Origin of the sequence: Uruburuella testudinis, from assembly GCF_022870865.1 — a bacterium.
Taxonomy (GTDB): domain Bacteria; phylum Pseudomonadota; class Gammaproteobacteria; order Burkholderiales; family Neisseriaceae; genus Neisseria; species Neisseria testudinis.
On sequence record NZ_CP091508.1, the window covers coordinates 842,021 to 863,550 of the forward strand.

Genomic DNA, 21,530 nt, shown 5'->3' on the forward strand with positions numbered 1-21,530 from the left:
GACGGCCTCGAAAGAACCATCATGCAATCTTCTGATTGGGAATCATCCGGTGTAAGCCGGTTGGGTAGGATGCGGTTTACAGCGCATAAATCGCCGAAAAAGCGAAATACCCATACCGGCTTGCAGGCAACAAAGGCCATGTGGTGCGGCATTATCCTGACGGACAGATGGAAACCGTATATTAAAGCCGACGGCGAATAACATTAAAAGGCCGTCTGAACGGTAATGAAATAAAAAACCTTTCAGACGGCCTCAGCAAAAAGGAAAAATCATGACCATCATCGTAACCGGCGCGGCCGGCTTTATCGGCAGCAATATCGTTAAAGGCCTCAACGAGCGCGGCATCACCGACATTGTGGCGGTAGATAACCTCACCCGCGGCGACAAGTTCCGCAATCTGGTGGATTGCGAAATCGCCCATTATCTCGACAAACACGAATTCATCCGCCAAGTGCGCGAGCATACCCTGCCGTATGACGATATCCAAGCCGTGTTTCACGATGGCGCGTGTTCCGACACCATGGAGCATAACGGCCTGTATATGATGGACAACAACTACCAATACAGCCTCGATTTACTCGATTGGTGCCAAGACGAGCGTATCCCGTATCTTTATGCCTCCAGCGCCGCCGTTTACGGCAAAGGCGAGATTTTCCGTGAAGAGCGCGAGCTGGAAGCGCCGTTAAATGTGTACGGCTATTCAAAATTCCTGTTCGACCAAGTGGTGCGCCGCCGTATGGAAGCGGGGTTGACCGCGCAAGTGGTGGGTTTCCGCTATTTCAATGTTTACGGCCGGCAAGAGCAGCATAAAGGCCGCATGGCTTCGGTGGCTTTCCACCATTTCAACCAATACCGCGAAAACGGCTACGTCAACCTGTTTGGTGCCAACGAAGGCTATGCCGACGGCGGGCAGACGCGTGATTTTGTCAGCGTAGAAGATGTGGTAAAAGTGAACCTGTTTTTCTTCGATCACCCGCAACAATCGGGCATTTTCAATCTCGGCACCGGCAAAAGTCAGCCGTTTAACGACCTGGCCGCCGCCACCGTCAACGCTTGCCGCGTGGCCGAAGGCAAGCCGGCCATGACGCTGGAGGAGTTGGTGAAAGAAGAATTAATCCGCTACATTCCCTTCCCCGATGCGCTCAAAGGCAAATACCAAAGCTTTACCGAAGCCGACATTACACGGTTGCGCGCTGCCGGTTACGAAGGCCGTTTCCTCGATGTCGATGAAGGCGTGAGCCGTTATGTGCATTGGATGCTGAATCATTTATAATCGTTTCAAACCATTCGCAAAAACAACCTAACGGCACCGGCTTGCTTCAGCCGCCGCTTTATTTGCTTACTTTTGTGAATGCGTTTCAGACGGCCTCTTAATAGTGGGATGAAAAAGCAGTGAAACAAGGCAGCAAGCCGCAGCACTTTTTTATTCATTTTACGATAAACAACAGAGGCCGTCTGAAAGCCACCATTATCTGAGGGTTCGCTTTGCTATAGCTGTTGCACGGCTATATGGCTTCAGGCCGCCTGAACACACATGAAGGAGCGTAACATGAACACAAGCCAAGAATTTGCCACCGCCGATTTAATCGACATCGCCCCCGACACCCCGTCGTGCGAAACGCAATTTCGCCGTTTCGGGCGCCGGCAGAAATTTTGCGGCAGAATCCGCACGGTAAAATGCGACCGCGACAACGGGCTGATTAAGCAATTGATGAACAGCCATTCCGACGGCGAAGTGTTGGTGATCGACGGCGGCGGTTCGCTTTACAGCGCGCTGATGGGCGATTTGATTGCAGGCGCCGGTGCGGCCAACGGCTGGGCGGGCGCAGTGATTTACGGTGTGATCCGCGACAGTGAAGCCATCAATACCATGGATTTCGGCGTCAAAGCGCTCGGCAGCAACCCGCGAAAAAGCGGTAAAACCGGCGCGGGCGAAACCGACATCACCGTATCGTTCGGCGGCGTGGATTTTGTACCCGGCCATTATCTTTACAGCGATGCCGACGGTGTGCTGGTGTCGGCTGCCCCGTTTGATTTAGAGGACTAAACATGCAAGTTACATCAAAATGGCTCGACAATATGTGTTTCGTCGCCACTACCGAATCCGGCCACAGCGTGGTCATGGAAGGCTCGGCCGCAGAGGGCGGCGTGAAGCGCGGCCCCAGCCCGATGGAAATGCTGCTCTTGGGCGTGGCCGGCTGCTCCAGCATCGATGTGGTGCTGATTGCCGAAAAACAGCGCCAGCAAGTGGTTGATTGCCAAGCTACCGTTACCGCCAAACGCGCGGAGACCACGCCGAAAGTGTTTACCGATATCCATATCCATTTCAAGGTAATCGGCCATGATTTGAAAGAGGCTGCGATTGAAAAAGCGGTGCAGATGTCGGCCGAGAAATATTGCTCGGCATCGATTATGCTCGGCAAAGCAGCCAATATTACCCATAGCTTTGAAGTGGCGCCGGCCTGATGGCGATAGCCGTTAAATTGAATCATCCTGCTTCATTGTTTTGCCTTACCATACATATGGCCGGCAGCATCTTCTGCCCGCCGCGCCGTATGGCGATTCAGCTGAGCGGCTGTATATATGGGTAAAACGTTGGCAAAAGCTGTCGGCCGCATGCGCATAATGGCGCCGGCGGTGTTATAATATAACAAAGATAGGCTGCTGCCAGTCGGTTAAGATTTGATTAGGCCGTCTGAAAAACGAAGGATAGGGAAGCGCCAAGCCGGCCATCGGTAATATTGATGACAGTTTGCTTGACCGCCGTACCGGTTGATTGTGATGAATGGAAATAAGCCGAACGGCTATATTTTGTTTTATTTTATCAATTTGCTTTATAATGTATGGTAAAGCGGCAAGCGTGGTTCGGGCGTGTTTTTAACCGGCATCATGATGTGGCAAGTTGCAGAAAGCGCCGTAAAATGATGGCAAAACCAGTGAAGCAGGCTGCCTATCCGCTATAATGCAGGAATTTCCGATTGCGCATCTGCCGTAATCGCCGCATGCCGAAAAAGATAATGATGACAGCAAAAGCCGTTTACCCGGCAGAATGATATTTATGGAAAATACGATAGAGAACAGCCCAGTGGAAGCCCCGACCGCATCTTCCATGATTACTGAAGAGCGCCACGATTCGGAGCTTTTTCGCGTGTATGCCGCCATTTTGGATGCCATCACCGACCGTGTGCTGCTGCCCGGTAAAAAATTGACCGAATCCGATTTGTGCCGCCAGATGGCCTGCTCGCGCAGCACCGTGCGCGGCGCATTGTCGCTGTTGGCGCACGACAGAATCGTTGATTTGCAGCCCAACCGCGGCGCATTTGTGCATGTGCCCGATGCCAAAGAAACCAAGGATGTGTATGAAATGCGCATCGCTTTGGAAGAAATGGTTATGGATATGCTGCTTGATTTGCCCGATCTGCCCCAACGGCTCGCGCCGCTGTATGAGATGATTGAAAAAGAAAAAATCGCTTTCGAGCAGGGCGACCGTGTCGGTTGGGTGCGCTTGGTGAATGCGTTCCACGTTGAGCTGGTGCGCTTGTTGGATAATGATGTGTTGCTGGAAACCATGAATACATTGTGTGCCCGCTCATCTTTAATGATTGCGGTGTTCGACAAACCTGTGCGCCGCAACGGCTCTTACGACGAGCACAAAGAAATTCTGGATTTGCTCAGCGAAGGCAAGCGCGCGCGGGTGTGCAAGATGATGCGCCGGCATTTGGGCGGCTGTCAGGAGCGGCTTAACCAGCAATTTGCCGGTTAGGCAGGTTTTTCCTTCCCCATTCCGGCGCAGGTCGGAATGGCCGTGCAGGAATAACGGTTATCTATATCTATAGGTTATCTATAATAGGTTATCTATAAAAGAAAAGGCCGTCTGAAACTGTTTTGCAGTTTCAGACGGCCTGATTGTTTGTGTGTGTTTGGGTATAACCGACTGTGGCGGCGGCTCTTCATGAATCTTCTGAAGAAGGGGTGTGAAGCGCTAAGTTCACCGCCCTTCTCAGTATGGCCGCCGGTTTGCGGTTTTGCCCGCTTTTTTTAGTCGCCGGGGCACTCGGAGCAGTCGATCGGGGCTGCGTGGCCGAGTTTGAGTTTGCTGTTGACATCGCGCAGGGCGGTGCGCAGGCCTTCTTCAATCACGGGATGGTAGAAAGGCATATCCAGCATTTCGGCAATGGTCATCTTTTGCTGGTGCGCCCAGGCCAGCAGGTGTGCCAGATGCTCGGCGGCGGGGCCGACGATTTCTGCGCCGATAAACAGCCCGGTGCCTTGTTCGGCATACACGCGCATATGGCCTTGGTTGACCAGCATCACGCGGCTGCGGCCTTGGTTGCGGAACGATACTTCGCCGATGGCCACGCATTCCATGTTTTTATAGCGCTCCTGAACCTGAGCAAACTTCAAGCCGATGGCGGCAATTTGCGGGCTGGTAAAGACCACGCCGATGGTGCTGCGGCGCAGGCCGTTGCTGATGGCAGGGTAGGCGCCTGCATTTTCACCGGCAATTTTCCCCTGATCGCTAGCTTCGTGCAGCAGCGGCAGTTGGTTGGAAGCATCGCCTGCAATAAAGATGTGGGGAATGCTGGTCTGCATGGTGAGCGGATTGGCTTTGGGCACGCCGCGCTCGTCACGTTCGATATTGAGGTTGTCCAAGCCGATGTTGTCGGTATTGGGTTTGCGGCCGACGGCGGCCAGCAGGTAATCGGCGGTAAAGCTGCCGCTTTCTCCTGCTTCAGACCATTGCACCTCCACTTTGCCTTCGCTGTTGAGCTTGACTTCGGTTTTGGCATCGAGATTCATGGCAAGTTCTTCGCCGAATACGGCTTTGGCTTCTTTCAACACTACCGGGTCTGAAATGCCGCCGAGCATGCCGCCCAAGCCGAAGATATGCACTCTGACGCCTAAGCGGTGCAAGGCTTGACCCAGCTCCAGACCGATAACGCCGGGGCCGAACACGGCCACGCTCTCGGGCAGAGTGTTCCATGAAAACACATCGTCGTTGATAATCAGCTTGTCGCCGAGGCTCTGCCATTGCGGCAGAATCACGGGGCGCGAGCCGGTGGCAATCACAATGCGATCGGCTTTGATTTGGGTGTGGTCATCGATTTGAACGGTGTGTTCGTCGATGAATTTGGCGGCGCCCATGATGCGTTTGTCGGCAGGCCATTCTTCGACATCGCTGATGACAAAGCCGACAAAACGGTCGCGTTCGGATTTTACGCGGTTCATCACTTCTTCGCCGTTGACTTCAATGCTGTTTTTATCCAAGTGGATGCCGAAAGGATCGGTGTGCAGGGCATGGTGGCGGGCTTCGGCCGCTGCGATCAGCAGTTTGGAAGGCATGCAGCCGACGCGGGCGCAAGTGGTGCCGAAGACATCGCTTTCAATCAGGTAAACATTGTCGGTGTGCTGCCGGGCGGTGCGGAAGGCGCCCATGCCGGCAGTGCCGCCGCCAATCACAACAACATCGGCTTGAATTTGTTTCATATGTTTTCCTTTTCCGGCAGACTGAAACGGTTTCAGACGGCCTGTGCATTTGTTTATGGGTTTGCTTCAGATTTCGGGTCGGAAGCGGGGATGGAGGCGGCAAGCGCTTTGAAATTTTCGATAACCAAGTGTTTGCCTGCAATACCCGTTGCAAAAGTCAGCTAATCAGACAGTATAGTCATATACGGCAAGGTGAGCCAACGCGGTCGGGTTATTTTTGTGAATGGGTGTAATGTTAAAACAGAGTTATTCAGGCAGTGCAAATCATGCGACAGACACTGCCTGAATAACCCCGGAGTTATTCAGGCGGACGGCGTAAAACGCCATCCGGATTTTCGCTTTAACGGCGATAGAATCAGTTTTGAGCCAGGTAGGTTTCGAGCTCTTCGCTGCCGCCGATGTATTTGCCGCCGATAAACACTTGCGGAGCGGTGACTTTACCGGTGATGGCGCGTACAGATACCACGCTGGCATCTTTGCCCAATACGATTTCTTCAAATGCCAGGCCTTTGTCTTGCAGCGATTTTTTGGCTTTGGCGCAGAATTGGCAGCCCGGTTTGGTGAAAATAGCGATGGATTCTTGCGGTTTCCATTCGGGCGCTACGTATTTCAGCATGGTGTCGGCATCAGAAACTTCAAAGGGGTCGCCTTCTTTTTCCGGCTCGATAAACATTTTTTCTACAACGCCGTCGTTAACCAGCATAGAGTAGCGCCATGAGCGTTTGCCGAAGCCGAGGTCGTTTTTGTCGACCAGCATGCCCATGCCTTCGGTGAATTCGCAGTTGCCGTCGGGAATCATGGTGATGTTGTCAGATTCTTCGTCGGCAGCCCAGGCGTTCATCACGAAAGTGTCGTTTACAGACACACACAAAATGTCGTCTACACCGTTTTCTTTGAATGCTTTAGCCAGCTCGTTGTAACGCGGCAGGTGGCTTGAAGAGCAGGTGGGGGTGAAAGCGCCCGGCAGAGAGAATACAACGACTTTTTTGCCTTTAAACAATTCGTCGGTGGTCACGTCTTTCCAAGTATCGCCGACGCGGGTGTGGAAAGTGCAGTTCGGTACTTGTTGACCGGTACGATCTACTAAAGCCATGTTTCATACTCCTATGTGGGTTTTAAGGGTTACATCAGAATTGATGCAGACATTATATGCCTGCTCTTCCAATTTGTATAATTTATAGTTCAAATAATATTAATTATAAAAAACTATTTAATAAAATCTGCTGTTCAAATCATATAGTGACGTTTGTTGCAAAAACCAAGGGGTTTACCCGATTTTACGGTATTCAGACGGCTTCTGAATGGCGGCGGCATTTTGCTTGGCCGCTGTCTGCATCGTTATGGGCAAAATACCCCGCCGGCCGAACGGTTGGGTTATGAGTGTGCGGCCGGCTGTATGCCCGAGTCTTCAGAAGGATAGCCTTTGTTGAGCGGGCTGTCTTCCATCACTTTGGTGCGGACAAACTGCTCGGCGATATCTTTTAAGCCGTAGCGGTCTTTTTGGGGGTGTTCGGCAGGCACCAGCGGCTCAGCGAAATCGATACGGATATGGATTTCGGGCATGGATACGATGCGCCATAATGATTTAAACAGATTCATACTACCGGCGTATGACGGCTCGGTGGTGCGTTGGCCTGTGTGGTCGTAATAGCGCAGCGAAATGGCTTGAATCGGCGCGCTGCTGTCGATGGCCGCCTGAAACAGGGCGGCTTTGAAGGGCAGCACGTCAATGCCTAAAGAGGTTTTGGCTTCGGGGAAAAAGCTCACGTTCATGCCTTGCTGCAAGGCGGTGGAAATGGCGGCATTGGTGCGGCCGACATCTTTGCGGGCATTGCGGTTGATGAATACGGTGCCGGCGTTTTTGCCCATTTTGCCCAACACCGGCCAATCGCGGATTTCTTGCTTGGCGATAAAGCTGCTCGGATAGAGGGCGCTCATGGCGAAAATATCCAGCCAGGATACGTGATTGGACACCACCAACGTGCCATTAACGCTGCGGTGGGAAGGCGGGGCGGCCACATCCAGTTTGATGCCCAGCGCCTGTAAGGCGCCGCTGCCCAGTGTGGTCAGGGCGCGGTTGCGTTGTTCATCATTGCGCCCGTCGATGCTGCGCAGGTCGCGCCCGGTGCGGAAAAGCCAGGCAGCCATGCGGGCCAGGCGGAGGAATCGTGTTGAAAGGGGGGCTTTTTGTGCGGACATGCGGTGCTTTGAAATTAGGATTTTTAATCTAATCGTGCATTATATTACAACTGCCGGCGGCCTGCTGTTAAAGAATATGAAACTATTTTTGGCAATGGCGGCAGTAAAATGTGCCGCGCTGGCCGATGGTTTCTTTATGAATCAATTGGCCGCATTGCGGGCAGGGCTGATTGTGGCGGCCGTAAACATTGTATTCCTGTTGGAAATAGCCGCTTTGGCCGTCGCTGTTGACAAAGTCGCGCAAGGTGCTGCCGCCGGTGGCAATGGCACGTTGTAACACGGCCTGTATGGTTTCGACAAGCCGTGCGCATTCTTTGCGGGTGACTTGATTGGCGGCGCGTTTGGGCGAAATGCCGGCTGCAAACAGGCTCTCGTTGGCATAAATATTGCCCACACCGACCACCACGGCATTGTCCATCAGGGCGGGTTTGACGGCGCGTTTTTGTTTGTGCAGTTTTTCATACAGATAAGCGGCGTTGAATGCTGCCGATAAAGGCTCGGGGCCCAGCGCGGCCAGCAGCGGATGGTGTTCGGCGGCGCCTGCAAACCACAGCACGGCACCGAAGCGGCGCGGGTCGTGGTAGCGCAGCAAAGTGCCGTCGGTAAAGGCTATATCGATATGGTCGTGCTTGCCCGGCAGGGCAATGCGTTCGTCGCCGGCGGTAAAAATACGCAGGCTGCCCGACATGCCCAAATGAATCAACAGCAGGCCGGTGTTAAAGCGGATCAGCAGATATTTGGCGCGGCGGCTGCATTCGAGCACGGTTTGGCCTTGAAGGGCGGCAGCCAGTGTCGGCGGCACCGGCCAGCGCAATTTGGGCTGTCGGATGGCGGTGTCGGCAATGGTTTTACCGCTGATGTGCGGGCTGATGCCGCGCAGGGTGGTTTCGACTTCGGGTAGTTCGGGCATAAGGGTTTCCAGCTCTGCCGGCATGCGGTAAATCGGCAGACCGGCAGGCTTTTCAATGTGGTTGGGATGATGGGGTAGATAAGGCTGTTTGGCTGTTTTTAAACTCAGGCCGTCTGAAAAACGGCATTATTTTTTCAGACGGCCTGCCTGTATTGGCGATACCGTTCGGCCAAATCATAGAGAATCATAGCGGTCAGCCCCCAGATATCGTAATGCCGGTAAGGCAGCGCCGGCACATGGAGCGTGCGGCCGTTGTATTGAAATTCGCGGCGGGTGTAATTGCCCGAATGCAGGGCAAAATCGAGCGGCAGATAAAAGATTTCGGCCACTTCGCCGACATTGGCCTGTGTGTTCGGGTTGTAGGGGCACACGGCCGGCACGGGCGATACGGCATAGCCCGTCGGCGTGTAATAAGGCGGCAGTTGCGGAAAGGTTTGCCAGCGCTCGCAGCCGATGCCGGTTTCTTCGGCGGTTTCGCGCAGCGCGGTATGGATCAGGCTCAAATCTTGCGGATCGCGGCGCCCGCCGGCCAGGGCAATCTGGCCGGTGTGGTGGCGTAAGGTGTCGGCACGGCGGGTGAGCAGCAACTGCCATTGCCGGTGGCGGTAAACGGTGGCGAGCAACACGGCGGCTTCCCGCGGTTGCGGGGTGTCGAGTAAAAGATTGCGTTGTTCGCGCAGGGCGGTGGGGTAGCGGGCGGCATGCTGGAAAAAATGCACGAGTTCGGTATGGGTCATAGGCAAGCTGTGTGCAGATAATGTGCTTATGTTATACCAATTCAAAAAAGTAAGCGAACGGCTTAGGGGGTATCCTGACCATTCGATTTATAGGTGTATTTTGCCCCTGAAAACGCATCTGCTGCGTTAAAAAGCCTCGCAAGATGCCCAATCTTGCTGCGTTTTTTGCCTGGCATCTGTATTTTTATCACAAAAAATCTGAGTCATTCTGAATGGTCAGGACACCCTGGCATCAGCTTCTGCTTCCGGCTTGCTGCCGTGTTTGCTTACTTTTTGAATGGATAGGACCAAGGCCGTCTGAAAAATGTGTTCAGACGGCCTTGGCTTTTGCATAGCGGGTTTGCCGATATATAGGCATGACTGCGGCGATACTTCACTGTACATGAGCGCCGGAAAGCATATTAACGAAATAGTCATACCCATTCGCAAAAGCAAGCAAGTGTCGGATATTGGTATCCGACAAATGGTTCGATATTCTTGCGATTCCCAATGATTTTGGCCGTCTGAAACATGTCGGATTCGAGTATCCGACCTTGTATGGTGTATCGCGCGGGGTATGCTCACGAAAACCCTGTGCGTGTAAAGGCCGTCTGAAAAAATGTTTTCAGACGGCCTTGTGAGTTTACTTTTGTGAATGGGTATCAGGACACCCTAGGGTGTCCGGACCATTCGATTTACGGGTGTATTTTGCCCCTGAAAACGCATCTGCTGCGTTAAAAAACCTCGCAAGATGTCCAATCTTGCTGCGTTTTTTGCCTGGCATTTGCATTTTCAGGAACAAAAATCCCCTCATAAACAAATTGTCCGGACACCCTAGGGCATTTGAAAGTGACAGCGCGCCACGGCAAAAGGTTTGTGTTCGTTGCTTTGCCAGGCTTCTACGGCGATGTTGGTGATGCGGCTGCCCTGGCGGGTGAGGATGCAGCGGGCGTAGGCGGTTTCGGCGCGGGCGGAGCGCAGATAGTCGAGTGAGAAATCAATCATTTTCGGCAATTCGTCCAGGCCGGCCTGCTCGTGCAGATAAAGTGCGGCGCAGCTTTCCATAAAGCCGCCGATCAGGCCGCCGTGCAGGGCGGGCAGAAAGATGTTGCCGATTAATTCGGGTTTGTAGGGCAGGGCATAGCAGCGGCGGCCTGCGTGATCATGCCCGCTTTGCAGGCCGATAAAGGCGGCGTAAGGCATCAGTGCTGCAACAGCGGCGCTATGGGCGGTATCGTTTGTAAAATCTGCGCCGGCGTGGCTTGCGGGGGCGGGCAGCGGGACGGAGCCGGCATTGTGGCGGTTTAAATGTTCGGCCAGCTGCTGTTGTTCGCGGCTGCCCAGCGGTGTGCGCATAAAGGTGGCGGTGCCCAGCGCAATCGGATCGCGGCTGTCGTCTTGATAGCAGCGGGTGCGCACGAAAGCCACTTGCCCGGCCAAACGGTGGCAGGTGGCGCGGGCGTAGACGGGGCGGTCGGTAAGTGCGGGATGCATATAGTCGATGCGCATGTCGAGGGTGGCGAGAATTTCGTAGTCGCTCAGGTGTGCGGCTACGGCACAGGCGGAGGCAACGTCGATGAGCGCGCAGACGGCACCGCCGTGGATGGTGGCATTGTCGCTGCGGCCGATCAGGTCGGCACGGTTGGCAATGCTCAAGACCGGGCGGCGCTGTTCGGTGCGCTCGAATTGCAAATCAATGGCGCGGCAATGCGGCAGGCTGAGATAGTGTTCGGCCAGGTGCCGGTAAACGGTGGGATTTTGCGGCATGTTTGCTCCTTTTGTGTGCGGCGGTTTTTATGGGGTGAGGCCGTCTGAAAATTGTTGGTTTGTTGGGATGATTAGGGTGCCGGCGGTGTGTCTTCATGGCTGCCGGCAGCTTCTTCCACACTGTCGCTGCCGTCTTGCCGATGCACTTCGATGGCTTCAAACCCTTCTGCCTGCACGATCCGCACCAGCCCTTCTTTGGCCAATTCGAGCAGGGCGATAAAGTTGACCACCACATAAGCCGCGCCTTGTTCGGGCTTGAACAATTGGTGGAACAGGCAGCTGCCTTCGCGCAGGCGGCGCAAAATGGCGGTCATTTGTGCGCGCACGGAAAGGGCTTCGCGCACGACCTCGTGGCTGCGGGGTGTGTTTGGCGCGGGAAAGAATCGCCAGCCAGGCCTGCGTGAGGTCGGCAATCTGCACTTCGGGCAGGCGGGTTTCGGCGGCGATTTCCAGCGGCAGATAGGCCCAGGCGAAATCGCGGCCGGCACGGGGCAGGGCATCAAGGCCTTGCGCGGCCAGTTTCATTTGTTCGTAAGCCAGCAGGCGGCGCACCAGCTCGGCGCGGGGGTCGGCGGCTTCTTCGTCTTCGATGTTTTCGGGTTGCGGCAGCAGCAGCCGTGATTTGATTTCAATCAGCACGGCGGCCATCAGCAGGTATTCGGCGGCAAGGTCGAATTGGTGGGCATCCATTTGCGCAATGTAGTGCAGATATTGCTCGGTGATTTTCATCATCGGAATATCCAATACATCGATATTCTGTTTGCGGATTAAATACAGCAGCAAATCCAGCGGCCCCTGAAAGCTGTGCAGCACCACTTTGAGTGCATCGGGCGGAATAAACAAATCTTGCGGCATATCGGTAACGGGCTGGCCGAATACCCATGCCACGGCATTTTCAGACGGCCTGTTGTCTGCGGCGGTATCGTTCATGCGCGGCTGCCGATATGGTCGATGGCGGCTTGTGCGCAATAAAGGCCGAAGGTGGCGGTAACCAGCATGCTGGCGCCGTAACCTGCGCATGACAAGCCTTGCGGCGCGGCATCGGCGGCACAGGCACAGGCATCGGCGGTTTGCGGCGGGGTGATGTTTTCGGTGGAATACACGCAGGGCACGCGCATTTTTTTGGCGGTGTCGCGCGGGAAACCGTGGCGTTTGCGCAGGGTGTAGCGCAGGTTGGCCAGTAGCGGGTCGTGGGTGACGCGGCTCAAATCGGCGGTTTGGATCAGCGCCGGATTTTTCTGGCCGCCCGCGCTGCCGCTGAGCACAAACGGCTGCCGGCGGCGTACGAAATAATCGGCCATGGCGGCTTTTACACGCACTTGGTCGATGGCATCGATAATGAAATCAAAGCCGTCTGAAAACAAGTCGGCCAGATTTTCAGGCGTTACAAAATCTTCGATTTCGGTCACTCGGCAGGCCGGGTTGATTTGCAGGATGCGCTCGTGCAGCGCTGTGACCTTGGCTTTACCGAATGCATCGGTGAGCGCGTGCAGCTGGCGGTTGACGTTGGATTCGGCCACGTTGTCCAAATCAATCAGCGTCAGGCGGCCGATGCCGGAGCGTGCCAGCGCTTCTACCGCCCAAGAGCCGACCCCGCCCACACCCACCACGCATACGTGTGCGGCGGCAAAACGCTGTAACGTTTCGTTGCCATATAAACGGGCAATACCGCCGAAGCGGCGGGCAGATACGGAAACGGGTTGGAACATAACAAGCCTTGTGGTAAATCAAAATTAAATGAAAAAATGCTGGCAAATCGGCCAACGCGTATTATACTGCAAGCTCGTCATCAATCCCACTCATACCCATTTGCACGAAATGCGTTGGCCCGCCGACTGTATGGCCGCTGCTTTGTACGCTGATTTTGTGAATGGGGAGCACACCAGTCTGAGCCATTGCGGCCGGGTTAAAAAGGAGAACAGAGATGTATAAACATTTAGTTGTGGCCGTTGACGGCAGTGCGACTTCCCTCAATGCATTGAAACACGCTGCCGGCCTGGCCAGCATCGGCGGCACTCAGCTCACGCTGGTGCATGTGGCCAATCCTGCCGAATACATGGCATTGGCGCCGGAATTTCTGCAACATGAAAGCTACGAAGCCGCCGCTGTGGCGCAAGGCAACGAAGTGCTCGATTTTGCTGAAAAAAGCGCTCAAGCGCAAGGCGTGCAAACTGTTCAGAAACATCTGCTGGTGGCCAACAAAGGCGCGCGCGAAATGGCGCAGGAGCTGGTGGATTATGCCGACGAGCAAGGTGCCGACCTGCTGGTGTTGGGCACCCACGGCCGCACCGGCCTGATGCACCTTTTGATGGGCAGCTTCGCCGAAACCGTGATGCGCCAAAGCCATCTGCCGCTGCTGGTTATCCGCAGCGAAGATGAAGAAGAGTAAACCGGCAGCGTGTCTGCGATAGGTTTGAGGCTGTCTGAACATTGTTTCAGACGGCCTCATGTTTATTGTTGTGCCGTAAACATCGGTGGAAATAGCGCCGCATTGTATCGTGAAATGAATTCAAAAGTGCTACATCTTGTTTGCACTAAAAGCACATCTGCTGTGTTAAAAAGCCTCGCAAGATGCACAATCTTGCTGTGTTTTTTGTCTTACATCTGTGCTTTTATCACAAAAAATCTGAGTCATTCTGAATGGTTAGGGCGCTCCAGCTGTCTTGCCTGCGGCATGCTGCCTTGTATCATTTCTTTCTTCCACTATAGTTGCCGTGCGGCAACTGGCCGAAACTATAATGTTGCCAGGCGGCGCAGGGTTTCGGGTGTGGTGGTGGGCAGGTTGAAATATTCCAGATAGGCGGGAATCTGCTCAAACAGCATGTCGGTGCCGACTTGAAGGCGGCAGCCGATGGCGGCGGCGGCGCGCAAAAAAGGTGTCATTTCTTCCTGCAACACCACTTCGCCGACAAAAGTGTGCGGCGACAGGTGTGAGACATCAGTTGGCAGGGCATCGCCGGCATACATGCCCAGCGGCGTGGCGTTGACCACCAAATCGAAGCCTGCCACATCGTTGTGGCCGTGTTGTACCTGCAAGGCGGGGTAATGTTGTTTCAGACGGCCTGCCAATGCGGCAGCGGTGCCGTTGCGGTTGTCAAACAACATCAAGCTGCCGGCACCGGCTGCCGCCAGCGAGGCGGCAATGGCCGAGCCGACGCCGCCGCAACCGATCACCAGTGCGGATTTTCCTGCTGCGTCGAAGCCTTTGCGGCGGATACCGCGTACAAACCCCTCGCCGTCAAACATGTCGCCTTCCAGCCGGCCGTCTGCCCCTAAGCGCACGGCGTTACAGGCGCCGGCGATTTGTGCGGTGGCGGAGGCGCGGTCGACCAGATTTAAGGTGCTGACTTTGTGCGGCATGGTAATCAGCGCGCCGGCGGTGTTGAGGTTGCCGAAAACGGCGCGCAGAAAAGCCGGGTAGTTGCTGCTTTGGCAGGCAAACGGCACCACCACGGCATTGATGCCGGCTTGTTGGAAATAGGGGTTGTAAATCATCGGTGATTTGAAAGTTTGCGTGGGGTAGCCGATGTGGGCAATCACGCGGGTGAGGCCGTTAATCATGGGCATACCGTTCAGACAATATCGCCGATGGTGGCGGGTTGGCAGGCTTCCAGCGCTTCGGGATTGGTTTGCCGGATAAAGGGCAGCTGTTCGAAAGCCGCTACGGCTTGCTGGGTGTCGGCTCGGGCATGGGCGCTGAAAATTTCGGGATAACGCAATTTTAACGTCAGCAGGCAGATGCCGAGCATCACTTGCGGCCATTCGCGGCCGGCGGCGTGAAAAGCGGGCGCCAGCGGCAGCGCGCGGGCAACGGCTTTGAGATTGCGCTGAATCAGAAAATGCTCACGGTTTTCGCCGGCTTTTTTCTCCAGCCGGAAAGCATTAATGGTGTTGTCGAGCAGTGCGGTAGCATAGCCGATGATGCTTAATTCGGCGGCGTTTGATGTTTGCGGGGCGAGGTATTGGCAAATCAGCAGGCTGTTGTAGATGACTTCGCCGCTGTCGGTTATCAACACCGGAATCTGGCCGAAAGGGTTTTGCGCTTCGAGCTCGGGCGGATTCTGCCACGGATCGATGAAGGTGAGTTGTAAATCGTTGCGGCCGAGCAGCCAGGCGCGGGTGATGCAGAGGCGGCCGTAGGGCGAGGCGTTGCTGGTGTAAAGTTGCATGGAAGTGCTCCTTTGGGCGGATGGGGTTTGATTGTAGCACTTTCGGGCATGAAAAATGCCGCTCTTTTAAAAGCGGCATTTTTTTTGCATAAACAAATTATTTACGCAGACCCAAGCGGGTAATCACATTGCGGTAAGTGTCCGGCTGGGTGCGGCGCAGGTAGGCCAACAGGCGGCGGCGTTGGCTAACCATTTTCAACAGGCCGCGACGGCTGTGATGGTCTTTAGCGTTGGCTTTGAAGTGGGGGGTCAGGTCATTGATGCGGAAAGTCAGCAATGCGATTTGCACTTCAGAAGAGCCGGTGTCGCCTTCTTTGCGTTGGAAATCTTTAACGATTTGCGCTTTTTGTTCTACGGTTAATGCCATTTTTAAAACTCCGAAAATAAATGCCTTGCGGCGGACAAGTTTGCCAAGCCTCAACCTGTGCAAACTCCTGTATCCGTTTGAATGCATCAAACGAATCGCGAATTATGCCATAAGTTGCGGCAGTTTGCACGTTTTGCCGCAGGTTTTTCGGGCAGGTGTGGTAAGGCCGTCTGAAAAGGGCGTTGAAGCGTTTCAGACGGCTGCAAAAGGTTTTGCGGAGTGTCTCACTTCACTCACACTGTATAACGGCTTCATGAAGGGCTTGCGCTGCCGGAGAGTTTGGGAACGGATGTTTACGCCGCAGTATTCATCAGCCGCACGGCTTTCAGACGGCCTTGCTCGGCCTGATAATCTGCCAAGCCGATAAATTCGCCGCTCTCGGCATACACGCGAATCGGGGTGTCGGCGGGCATATCGGCATGGAGGGCGGGTTGTTGGCCGAATTTCAGCATTTTCACCGCTTCATCGCCCAGCGTGATTGGCGGCAGGTGTTGCACCAAAACATCGCAAGGCAGCAGGAGGGCATCGCGTTCGGCTTCGCTGAGCGCTTCGATCGCTTCGAGGGTGTGGCTTTGGGCGATGGTAAAGCCGGCGGTTTCGGTGCGGCGCAGGGCGGTAAGGTGGGCGAAGGTGTGGATGTGTTTGGCGATGTCTTCGCTGAGGGTGCGGATGTAGGTGCCTTTGCTGCAACGCACGTCAATCACGGCTTGCGGTGCGGCAAATTCGCGGATGTCGATTGAATAAATGGTGATATTGCGCGCTTTGCGTTCGATAACGATGCCTTTGCGGGCGTATTCGTAAAGCGGTTTGCCTTCGTGTTTGAGGGCGGAAAACATCGGCGGCACTTGGCGGATGGCGCCGGTAAGCGCTTGGCAGGCCGTCTGAAATTCTTCGAGGGCAATGTCGGAGCGGGCGGTGTCGATAATTTCGCCCTCAGCATCGCCCGTGCTGCTGGCTTCACCGAGCTTGAGGGTGGCGGTGTAGGCTTTGTCGGCATTGAGCAGGTATTGGGCGAATTTGGTGGCTTCGCCGAAGCACACGGGCAAGAGGCCGGTGGCGAGCGGGTCGAGCACGCCGGTGTGGCCGGCTTTTTCGGCGCGGTAGAGGCGGCGGGCTTTTTGTAATGCGGTGTTGCTCGACAGCCCTTGCGGTTTGTCGAGCAGCAGCACGCCGTTTACGGGGCGTTTGGGGTGTTTGGGTGTGTTCATAAGCGGGCAAGGCCGTCTGAAAGGTTCAGACGGCCTTTATGATTGGTTTAATCTTCGATCGGCTTTTCTTGTGCCACTTCGTCAATCAGGTGGGAAATGCTCATGCCGCGCGCCACCGATTCGTCGTATTCGAAATGCAGCTCGGGTGTGCGGAATACGGTGATGCGTTTGGATAATTCGCTGCGCAAAAAGCCTTTGGCGTGTTCGAGCGCTTCGGCGGTCACTTCGCGGGTGGAATCGTCGAGCACGGTGTAGTAAACGGTGGCGTGGCTGTAGTCGCGGGTGACTTCTACATCGTTGATGGTGATGAAGCCGGCACGCGGATCTTTCAGTCCGGTGCGGATCAGCTCGGCCAGCTCGCGCATCACTTGTTCTTTGACACGGTCGACGCGGGCGTAGCCGCGGGCGGGTTTTCGCATGGTGTTTCCTTTTATGATATTGTGGTGCCGTCTGAAAGTTTTCAGACGGCTTATATGCTTATATATAGTGCTGACGTTGTTTATGAGGGAATTTTTGCCGCTGAAAATGCAGATGCCAGGTAAAAAATGCAGCAAGCGTGGATATCTTACGCGACTTTTTAACCCGACAGATGCGTTTTCTGGGGCAAAATGCACCCATCAATCGAATGGTCAGAACACCCTAGTGTTTGAATGGAAGCCATTATAACTGTTTTTCGGGGCTTTCGGGCGGACGGAAATCGGAGTAGCCTGATGCCTGATGTTGATGAAATTTTATTTCGGAGTAAAACAATGACCAAACAAATCCGCGTGGGGCTGGCCGGTTTCGGTATGTCGGCACAGGTATTTCATTTGCCGTTTTGGGCGGCTGACGGCCGTTTTACGGTTACGCGTGTGTTTGAGCGCAGCGGCAGCCGGGCGGCGGAGCAATTGCCGCAGGCGCAAACGGTGCGTGAGTTTGCCGGTTTGCTGGCCGATGATGTGGATTTGGTGGTGATTACTACGCCCAACCAAACTCATTTCGAGCTGGCCGGGCAGGTTTTGCAGGCGGGCAAGCATGTGGTGGTGGAAAAGCCGCTTTGTGCCGCGGCGGCTGAGGCGCGTGAGCTGGCGGCATTGGCCGAAGCGCAAAATGTGGTGCTGACCGTGTATCAAAGCCGCCGTTGGGACAGCGCGCCGCTCACCGCCAAAAAGCTGCTGGCGGCCGATATGTTGGGTGAGGTGGTGGATTGCGACATCCGCTTCGAGCGTTATGCGGCGGGGCTGAACAAGAAACGTTGGAAAGAAACCGGCGGGCCTGGCGTGGGGCTGGTGTATGACTTGGGCGTGCATCTGGCCGATATGGCGGTGGATTTGTTCGGTATGCCGTCTGAACTTTATGCCGATGTGCGCCATCAGCATGAGGGGGCGCTGAGCGATGATTATTTTCAAATCCAGCTTTACTATGCCGACGGTAAAAAAGTGTGTTTGACCGCAGGGAAATATGTGCGCGAAGCCGGGCCGTTTTTCAGCCTGCACGGCAAGCGCGGCTCCTATGTGAAATACGGAGCCGACAATCAGGAGCCGCTGCTGTTGGCGGGTGCGTCGGTGAAAAGCGGCTGGAACCGCGAGCCGGAAAGCGAATGGGGCATATTGAATACGGAAGTCAACGGTATGCACGTGAGAAGCCGTGTGGAAAGCGTGCCCGGAGATTATGGGGCGTTTTACCGCAATTTATATGATGTTTTAACCGGCAAGGCGGATTTGGCGGTGACGCCGGACCAAGCGGCGCAGGTGCTTGATTTGTTGGAGAAAGTGTATCAGAGTGCCGAGCTTGGGGCGCGGGTAAAGCTGTAAGCCGGGGCGGGGCTGGCATCTGAATATTGTTTCAGACGGCCTGAAGGCTGTGTTGCCCGTTGTCTGACGGGGGGGGTGAGCTGCACTGTGTTTTGTTTTGATTTTAATGAGGCCGTCTGAAGCTTTTCAGACGGCCTCGTTTGCATCGGTTATATCTATTATCGGGTATCAAAAGAAGCCCTTCACTGTTTTTATCCCCGCCTTAATCCGCCCCAACGGGTTGGGGTAAACGCGTGCAGGATTGATATCTTATGGCTTATCTTATTGAGAATTCACCTTATATCTAAAGCACTGACGCCTGTGTGCATGAATGATTTTTGTGGCCAATTGAGTTGAATTTGACGATAGTTTGACGGTGTTCAGCGTTCTATTACAAACGCCGCCAATGTCACTTGTAAAAAAAATGTAGTTTGATGTAATTTTTTTATAGCCAAAGCAGGATTGTTGTTGATATCATCATAACCGTTAATCTATTTCATCTTTCGGAAAGCCCGGATAAAGGTGTTTATGAAATCTGCAAAACTGTTGCACAATTGGCCGGCAGATGTGGCGGCCGCCATCATTTTGGTAGTCGGCATGGGCTTTGGGCGCTTTGCCTTTACCGGGCTGTATCCTTTGATGGTAAACGAACAGATTTTAACCATTGCCGGCGGCTCGTGGGCGGCTTCAGCCAATTATGCGGGCTATCTGGCGGGCGCGTTGGCGATGGCCAAATTGAGTGTGCGCCATGCGGTGCCGGCTGCGGTGGCATCTTTGTTGGCAACCGTGGCGGCGCTGGCTTTGCTGGGTTGGACGGATACGGTATGGGCGGTGGTGTTGAACCGCGGTTTGGCCGGAGTGTTCAGCGCGGTGGCGATGGTGGCCGGCTCGCTGTGGCTGTTGCAATATATGGGGCGGCCGCACAGTGCGCCGTTGCTGTATGCCGGCGTGGGCATGGGGATTTTTCTGTCGGCAGAGCTGATTGCGCTCGGCGCTGTGCCGGGTTGGGGCAGTTTGCTGATTTGGCGCGCTCTGGCCGCTGTCGCTTTGCTGTTGGCTTTGTTTGCTTGCGCGGTGCTGTGGCGGTCGCGCCGTGATTTGCCGTTGCCGCAGGCTGTGCCGAAGCCGGGCGCGGCGGCGGCAACAGCGGCGGCGTTTGCGGGCCCGTGGCTGTTAATCGCGGTTTACGGCTTGGCGGGTTTGGGCTACATCATCACGGCAACTTATCTGCCGGTGTTAATCAGCGGTGCGTTGGGTGGTGCGGCGCCGATTCATGTTTGGGCGGCATTCGGCCTCGGTGCGGTGCCGTCGTGTTTTTTGTGGCACCGCATTAATCTGCGTTTCGGTGTGCGCATCAGCTTGGCATTGAATCTGCTGTTGCAGGGTTTCGGCGTGCTGCTGCCGGTGTTGCACCAATCGTTGTGGGCGTATTTGGGCAGTGCGATATTGGTGGGCGGCACATTTATGGGCACGGTAACGATTGCCATGCCGGCGGCGCGCCAGCTTTCAACGCATGTGAATTTCAATATGCTGGCGGTGATGACGGCTGCTTACGGTATCGGCCAAATTGTCGGCCCGATTGCGGCCAATGCGATTTTTGATTACAGCGGCTCGTTTGCCGGCTCGCTGGTGTTTGCCGCCGTTGCCCTGTGGGTGGCGGCGGTATTGTGTCGGCCGAAGTTAGGCCGTGTTTGATACCTGTTTGGGAAAATCATCTGATTGCAGGGTTCAGCTCTGTTTGGTCGGCGTATTTTTTTGGATCGGTATTGTCTGCATCATCAAGGAGAAGAAAATGCCTTATGTTAATATGAAAGTAACCGGCGGCAATGAGGCGCCGACTGTCGAGCAAAAAGCAGAGCTGATTGCCGGTGTGACCGAGCTGCTGGCGCGGGTGCTGAATAAAAATCCGGCCACCACGGTGGTGGTGATTGAAGAAATCGACATGGATAATTACGGCTTGGGCGGTAAAACGATTACAGAAGTGCGCAAGGCTGCGGCGGCGAAGAAATAGCGCAGGATGCCGTCTAAAAGCGTTGATGGCTATGTAAAAATAAGCCGTTGTGTGTTTTTGCCGTTGCGCATTTTGGCCGGCGTTATTTTCCCGCCAACCTTACCGCTTCAGCCGCTTGACTCCCTCCCCTTCGGGGGAGGGTTGGGGAGAGGGCGGCAAACCGCAGGTTTGCTTTATCGCGCTATCATCATTTTCAGACGGCCTGACCGTTATGCAAGCCTTGCGGCTTGTGCCACTCTCCCTAACCCTCTCCCACGGGAGAGGGAACTCGGTTACTGTTGTTTTTGCCGTTGCGCGTTTTTTACCGTTGCGTGTTTTTGCCATTGTGCATTTTTCCCGGCGTTTGTTTTTCCGCCAATCTTACCGTTTCAGTGCTTGGCTCCCTCCCCTGTGGGGGAGGGCTGGGGAGAGGGCGGCAAACCGCAGGTTTGCTTCATTGCGCCATCATCATTTTCAGACGGCCTGACCATTATTCAAGCCTTGCGGCTTGTGCCCTCTCCCTAACCCTCTCCCACGGGAGAGGGAACTCGGTTACTGTTGTTTTTGCCGTTGCGCGTTTTTTACCGTTGCGTGTTTTTGCCATTGTGCATTTTTCCCGGCGTTTGTTTTTCCGCCAATCTTACCGTTTCAGTGCTTGGCTCCCTCCCCTGTGGGGGAGGGCTGGGGAGAGGGCGGCAAACCGCAGGTTTGCTTCATTGCGCCATCATCATTTTCAGACGGCCTGACCGTTATGCAAGCCTTGCGGCTTGTGCCCTCTCCCTAACCCTCTCCCACAGGAGAGGGAACTCGGTTGCCGTTGTTTTTTGCCGTTGCACGTTTTTGTCGTTGCGCGCTTTGACCTACGTTTGTTTGTCCCACCAATCTCACCGCTTCAGCAACCTAGCTCCCTCCCCTGTGGGGGAGGGCTGGGGAGAGGGCGGCAAA

At 54.9% G+C, this 21,530-nt stretch carries 22 protein-coding genes and 1 pseudogene; 9 read left to right on the forward strand and 14 right to left on the reverse strand.

The features are described 5' to 3' along the window. Nucleotides 1-271: 271 nt before the first annotated feature. The 4 genes from rfaD (at nt 272) to LVJ83_RS03800 (ending at nt 3,763) form a co-directional block, all read left to right on the forward strand. On the forward strand, nt 272-1,273 hold the full coding sequence (gene rfaD, locus LVJ83_RS03785; protein WP_244786449.1) for an ADP-glyceromanno-heptose 6-epimerase: 1,002 nt from the start codon (nt 272-274) through the stop codon (nt 1,271-1,273). A gap of 276 nt (nt 1,274-1,549) precedes the next feature. Beyond that, nucleotides 1,550-2,047 (forward strand): ribonuclease E activity regulator RraA, encoded by a 498-nt coding sequence (rraA, locus tag LVJ83_RS03790; RefSeq protein WP_244786451.1) that lies wholly within the window; start codon nt 1,550-1,552, stop codon nt 2,045-2,047. 2 nt (nt 2,048-2,049) lie between these two features. Then, nucleotides 2,050-2,466 (forward strand): OsmC family protein, encoded by a 417-nt coding sequence (locus tag LVJ83_RS03795; protein ID WP_244786453.1) that lies wholly within the window; start codon nt 2,050-2,052, stop codon nt 2,464-2,466. 592 nt (nt 2,467-3,058) lie between these two features. Continuing rightward, nucleotides 3,059-3,763, forward strand: a complete 705-nt coding sequence (locus LVJ83_RS03800) for a GntR family transcriptional regulator (protein ID WP_244786455.1) — start codon at nt 3,059-3,061, stop codon at nt 3,761-3,763. Between the two features lie 275 nt (nt 3,764-4,038). On the opposite strand, the gene LVJ83_RS03805 is transcribed toward LVJ83_RS03800, so the two are convergent. The 5 genes from LVJ83_RS03805 to LVJ83_RS03825 all read right to left on the reverse strand — a co-directional run bounded on the left by LVJ83_RS03805 (nt 4,039) and on the right by LVJ83_RS03825 (nt 9,333). After that, a complete protein-coding gene (locus tag LVJ83_RS03805) occupies nt 4,039-5,487 on the reverse strand; it encodes a dihydrolipoyl dehydrogenase (RefSeq protein ID WP_244786457.1) in 1,449 nt (482 codons plus the stop codon). 355 nt (nt 5,488-5,842) lie between these two features. Beyond that, nucleotides 5,843-6,580: a glutathione peroxidase gene (locus LVJ83_RS03810; RefSeq protein WP_244786459.1), complete on the reverse strand. Its 738-nt coding sequence runs from the start codon at nt 6,578-6,580 to the stop codon at nt 5,843-5,845. A gap of 281 nt (nt 6,581-6,861) precedes the next feature. Beyond that, on the reverse strand, nt 6,862-7,686 hold the full coding sequence (locus tag LVJ83_RS03815) for a 1-acylglycerol-3-phosphate O-acyltransferase (protein WP_244786461.1): 825 nt from the start codon (nt 7,684-7,686) through the stop codon (nt 6,862-6,864). 82 nt (nt 7,687-7,768) lie between these two features. Further along, a complete protein-coding gene (gene mutM, locus LVJ83_RS03820; RefSeq protein ID WP_244786463.1) occupies nt 7,769-8,596 on the reverse strand; it encodes a bifunctional DNA-formamidopyrimidine glycosylase/DNA-(apurinic or apyrimidinic site) lyase in 828 nt (275 codons plus the stop codon). 134 nt (nt 8,597-8,730) lie between these two features. After that, nucleotides 8,731-9,333 carry a CoA pyrophosphatase gene (locus tag LVJ83_RS03825; RefSeq protein ID WP_244786465.1) on the reverse strand — a complete coding sequence of 201 codons (603 nt, stop codon included), beginning with the start codon at nt 9,331-9,333 and terminating at the stop codon, nt 8,731-8,733. 449 nt (nt 9,334-9,782) lie between these two features. Between LVJ83_RS03825 and LVJ83_RS03830 the strand changes: the two genes are divergently transcribed. Next, on the forward strand, nt 9,783-9,953 hold the full coding sequence (locus LVJ83_RS03830; protein WP_244786467.1) for a hypothetical protein: 171 nt from the start codon (nt 9,783-9,785) through the stop codon (nt 9,951-9,953). A gap of 2 nt (nt 9,954-9,955) precedes the next feature. Here the strand turns inward: LVJ83_RS03830 and LVJ83_RS03835 are convergent, their stop codons facing one another. From LVJ83_RS03835 to LVJ83_RS03850, 4 genes and pseudogenes are all read right to left on the reverse strand, one after another. Then, the gene (locus tag LVJ83_RS03835) at nt 9,956-10,126 is read right to left on the reverse strand and encodes a hypothetical protein (protein ID WP_244786469.1); all 171 of its coding nucleotides are present in this window, start codon (nt 10,124-10,126) and stop codon (nt 9,956-9,958) included. Nucleotides 10,127-10,146: 20 nt separating this feature from the next. Then, a complete protein-coding gene (locus LVJ83_RS03840; protein WP_244786471.1) occupies nt 10,147-11,079 on the reverse strand; it encodes a PaaI family thioesterase in 933 nt (310 codons plus the stop codon). Nucleotides 11,080-11,150: 71 nt separating this feature from the next. Next, nucleotides 11,151-12,009 (reverse strand): annotated as a pseudogene (locus LVJ83_RS03845) (segregation and condensation protein A). Beyond that, nucleotides 12,006-12,788 carry a tRNA threonylcarbamoyladenosine dehydratase gene (locus tag LVJ83_RS03850; protein ID WP_244786473.1) on the reverse strand — a complete coding sequence of 261 codons (783 nt, stop codon included), beginning with the start codon at nt 12,786-12,788 and terminating at the stop codon, nt 12,006-12,008. Before LVJ83_RS03850 ends, LVJ83_RS03845 begins: the two are co-directional and overlap by 4 nt. 215 nt (nt 12,789-13,003) lie before the next feature. Here LVJ83_RS03850 and LVJ83_RS03855 point away from each other — a divergent pair, with 215 nt between their 5' ends. After that, nucleotides 13,004-13,468: a universal stress protein gene (locus tag LVJ83_RS03855; protein WP_244786475.1), complete on the forward strand. Its 465-nt coding sequence runs from the start codon at nt 13,004-13,006 to the stop codon at nt 13,466-13,468. A 344-nt stretch (nt 13,469-13,812) separates the two neighbouring features. Here LVJ83_RS03855 and LVJ83_RS03860 read toward each other — a convergent pair whose 3' ends face one another. From LVJ83_RS03860 to rbfA, 5 genes are all read right to left on the reverse strand, one after another. Then, a complete protein-coding gene (locus tag LVJ83_RS03860) occupies nt 13,813-14,646 on the reverse strand; it encodes a shikimate dehydrogenase family protein (RefSeq protein WP_244786477.1) in 834 nt (277 codons plus the stop codon). 5 nt (nt 14,647-14,651) lie between these two features. Then, a complete protein-coding gene (locus LVJ83_RS03865) occupies nt 14,652-15,248 on the reverse strand; it encodes a glutathione S-transferase N-terminal domain-containing protein (RefSeq protein ID WP_244786479.1) in 597 nt (198 codons plus the stop codon). 97 nt (nt 15,249-15,345) lie between these two features. After that, nucleotides 15,346-15,615, reverse strand: a complete 270-nt coding sequence (gene rpsO, locus LVJ83_RS03870; protein ID WP_244786481.1) for a 30S ribosomal protein S15 — start codon at nt 15,613-15,615, stop codon at nt 15,346-15,348. Nucleotides 15,616-15,908: 293 nt separating this feature from the next. Beyond that, nucleotides 15,909-16,823 carry a tRNA pseudouridine(55) synthase TruB gene (gene truB, locus LVJ83_RS03875; protein ID WP_244786483.1) on the reverse strand — a complete coding sequence of 305 codons (915 nt, stop codon included), beginning with the start codon at nt 16,821-16,823 and terminating at the stop codon, nt 15,909-15,911. 47 nt (nt 16,824-16,870) lie between these two features. Next, nucleotides 16,871-17,242: a 30S ribosome-binding factor RbfA gene (gene rbfA, locus LVJ83_RS03880; RefSeq protein WP_244786485.1), complete on the reverse strand. Its 372-nt coding sequence runs from the start codon at nt 17,240-17,242 to the stop codon at nt 16,871-16,873. Between the two features lie 330 nt (nt 17,243-17,572). Here rbfA and LVJ83_RS03885 point away from each other — a divergent pair, with 330 nt between their 5' ends. The 3 genes from LVJ83_RS03885 to LVJ83_RS03895 all read left to right on the forward strand — a co-directional run bounded on the left by LVJ83_RS03885 (nt 17,573) and on the right by LVJ83_RS03895 (nt 20,606). Beyond that, nucleotides 17,573-18,616: a Gfo/Idh/MocA family oxidoreductase gene (locus LVJ83_RS03885; RefSeq protein ID WP_244786487.1), complete on the forward strand. Its 1,044-nt coding sequence runs from the start codon at nt 17,573-17,575 to the stop codon at nt 18,614-18,616. A 507-nt stretch (nt 18,617-19,123) separates the two neighbouring features. Next, complete coding sequence (locus tag LVJ83_RS03890) at nt 19,124-20,290, forward strand: YbfB/YjiJ family MFS transporter (protein WP_244786489.1); 1,167 nt, start codon at nt 19,124-19,126, stop codon at nt 20,288-20,290. A 97-nt stretch (nt 20,291-20,387) separates the two neighbouring features. Continuing rightward, the gene (locus LVJ83_RS03895; RefSeq protein ID WP_244786491.1) at nt 20,388-20,606 is read left to right on the forward strand and encodes a tautomerase family protein; all 219 of its coding nucleotides are present in this window, start codon (nt 20,388-20,390) and stop codon (nt 20,604-20,606) included. Nucleotides 20,607-21,530 lie beyond the last annotated feature (924 nt).

What these genes read in the sequence shown, in the direction of transcription:
- rfaD (WP_244786449.1), top strand. Translation starts at nt 272, where the DNA reads ATGACCATCATCGTAACCGGCGCGGCCGGCTTTATCGGCAGCAATATC.
- rraA (WP_244786451.1), top strand. Translation starts at nt 1,550, where the DNA reads ATGAACACAAGCCAAGAATTTGCCACCGCCGATTTAATCGACATCGCC.
- LVJ83_RS03795 (WP_244786453.1), top strand. Translation starts at nt 2,050, where the DNA reads ATGCAAGTTACATCAAAATGGCTCGACAATATGTGTTTCGTCGCCACT.
- LVJ83_RS03800 (WP_244786455.1), top strand. Translation starts at nt 3,059, where the DNA reads ATGGAAAATACGATAGAGAACAGCCCAGTGGAAGCCCCGACCGCATCT.
- LVJ83_RS03805 (WP_244786457.1), bottom strand. Translation starts at nt 5,487, where the DNA reads ATGAAACAAATTCAAGCCGATGTTGTTGTGATTGGCGGCGGCACTGCC.
- LVJ83_RS03810 (WP_244786459.1), bottom strand. Translation starts at nt 6,580, where the DNA reads ATGGCTTTAGTAGATCGTACCGGTCAACAAGTACCGAACTGCACTTTC.
- LVJ83_RS03815 (WP_244786461.1), bottom strand. Translation starts at nt 7,686, where the DNA reads ATGTCCGCACAAAAAGCCCCCCTTTCAACACGATTCCTCCGCCTGGCC.
- mutM (WP_244786463.1), bottom strand. Translation starts at nt 8,596, where the DNA reads ATGCCCGAACTACCCGAAGTCGAAACCACCCTGCGCGGCATCAGCCCG.
- LVJ83_RS03825 (WP_244786465.1), bottom strand. Translation starts at nt 9,333, where the DNA reads ATGACCCATACCGAACTCGTGCATTTTTTCCAGCATGCCGCCCGCTAC.
- LVJ83_RS03835 (WP_244786469.1), bottom strand. Translation starts at nt 10,126, where the DNA reads ATGAGGGGATTTTTGTTCCTGAAAATGCAAATGCCAGGCAAAAAACGC.
- LVJ83_RS03840 (WP_244786471.1), bottom strand. Translation starts at nt 11,079, where the DNA reads ATGCCGCAAAATCCCACCGTTTACCGGCACCTGGCCGAACACTATCTC.
- LVJ83_RS03850 (WP_244786473.1), bottom strand. Translation starts at nt 12,788, where the DNA reads ATGTTCCAACCCGTTTCCGTATCTGCCCGCCGCTTCGGCGGTATTGCC.
- LVJ83_RS03855 (WP_244786475.1), top strand. Translation starts at nt 13,004, where the DNA reads ATGTATAAACATTTAGTTGTGGCCGTTGACGGCAGTGCGACTTCCCTC.
- LVJ83_RS03860 (WP_244786477.1), bottom strand. Translation starts at nt 14,646, where the DNA reads ATGCCCATGATTAACGGCCTCACCCGCGTGATTGCCCACATCGGCTAC.
- LVJ83_RS03865 (WP_244786479.1), bottom strand. Translation starts at nt 15,248, where the DNA reads ATGCAACTTTACACCAGCAACGCCTCGCCCTACGGCCGCCTCTGCATC.
- rpsO (WP_244786481.1), bottom strand. Translation starts at nt 15,615, where the DNA reads ATGGCATTAACCGTAGAACAAAAAGCGCAAATCGTTAAAGATTTCCAA.
- truB (WP_244786483.1), bottom strand. Translation starts at nt 16,823, where the DNA reads ATGAACACACCCAAACACCCCAAACGCCCCGTAAACGGCGTGCTGCTG.
- rbfA (WP_244786485.1), bottom strand. Translation starts at nt 17,242, where the DNA reads ATGCGAAAACCCGCCCGCGGCTACGCCCGCGTCGACCGTGTCAAAGAA.
- LVJ83_RS03885 (WP_244786487.1), top strand. Translation starts at nt 17,573, where the DNA reads ATGACCAAACAAATCCGCGTGGGGCTGGCCGGTTTCGGTATGTCGGCA.
- LVJ83_RS03890 (WP_244786489.1), top strand. Translation starts at nt 19,124, where the DNA reads ATGAAATCTGCAAAACTGTTGCACAATTGGCCGGCAGATGTGGCGGCC.
- LVJ83_RS03895 (WP_244786491.1), top strand. Translation starts at nt 20,388, where the DNA reads ATGCCTTATGTTAATATGAAAGTAACCGGCGGCAATGAGGCGCCGACT.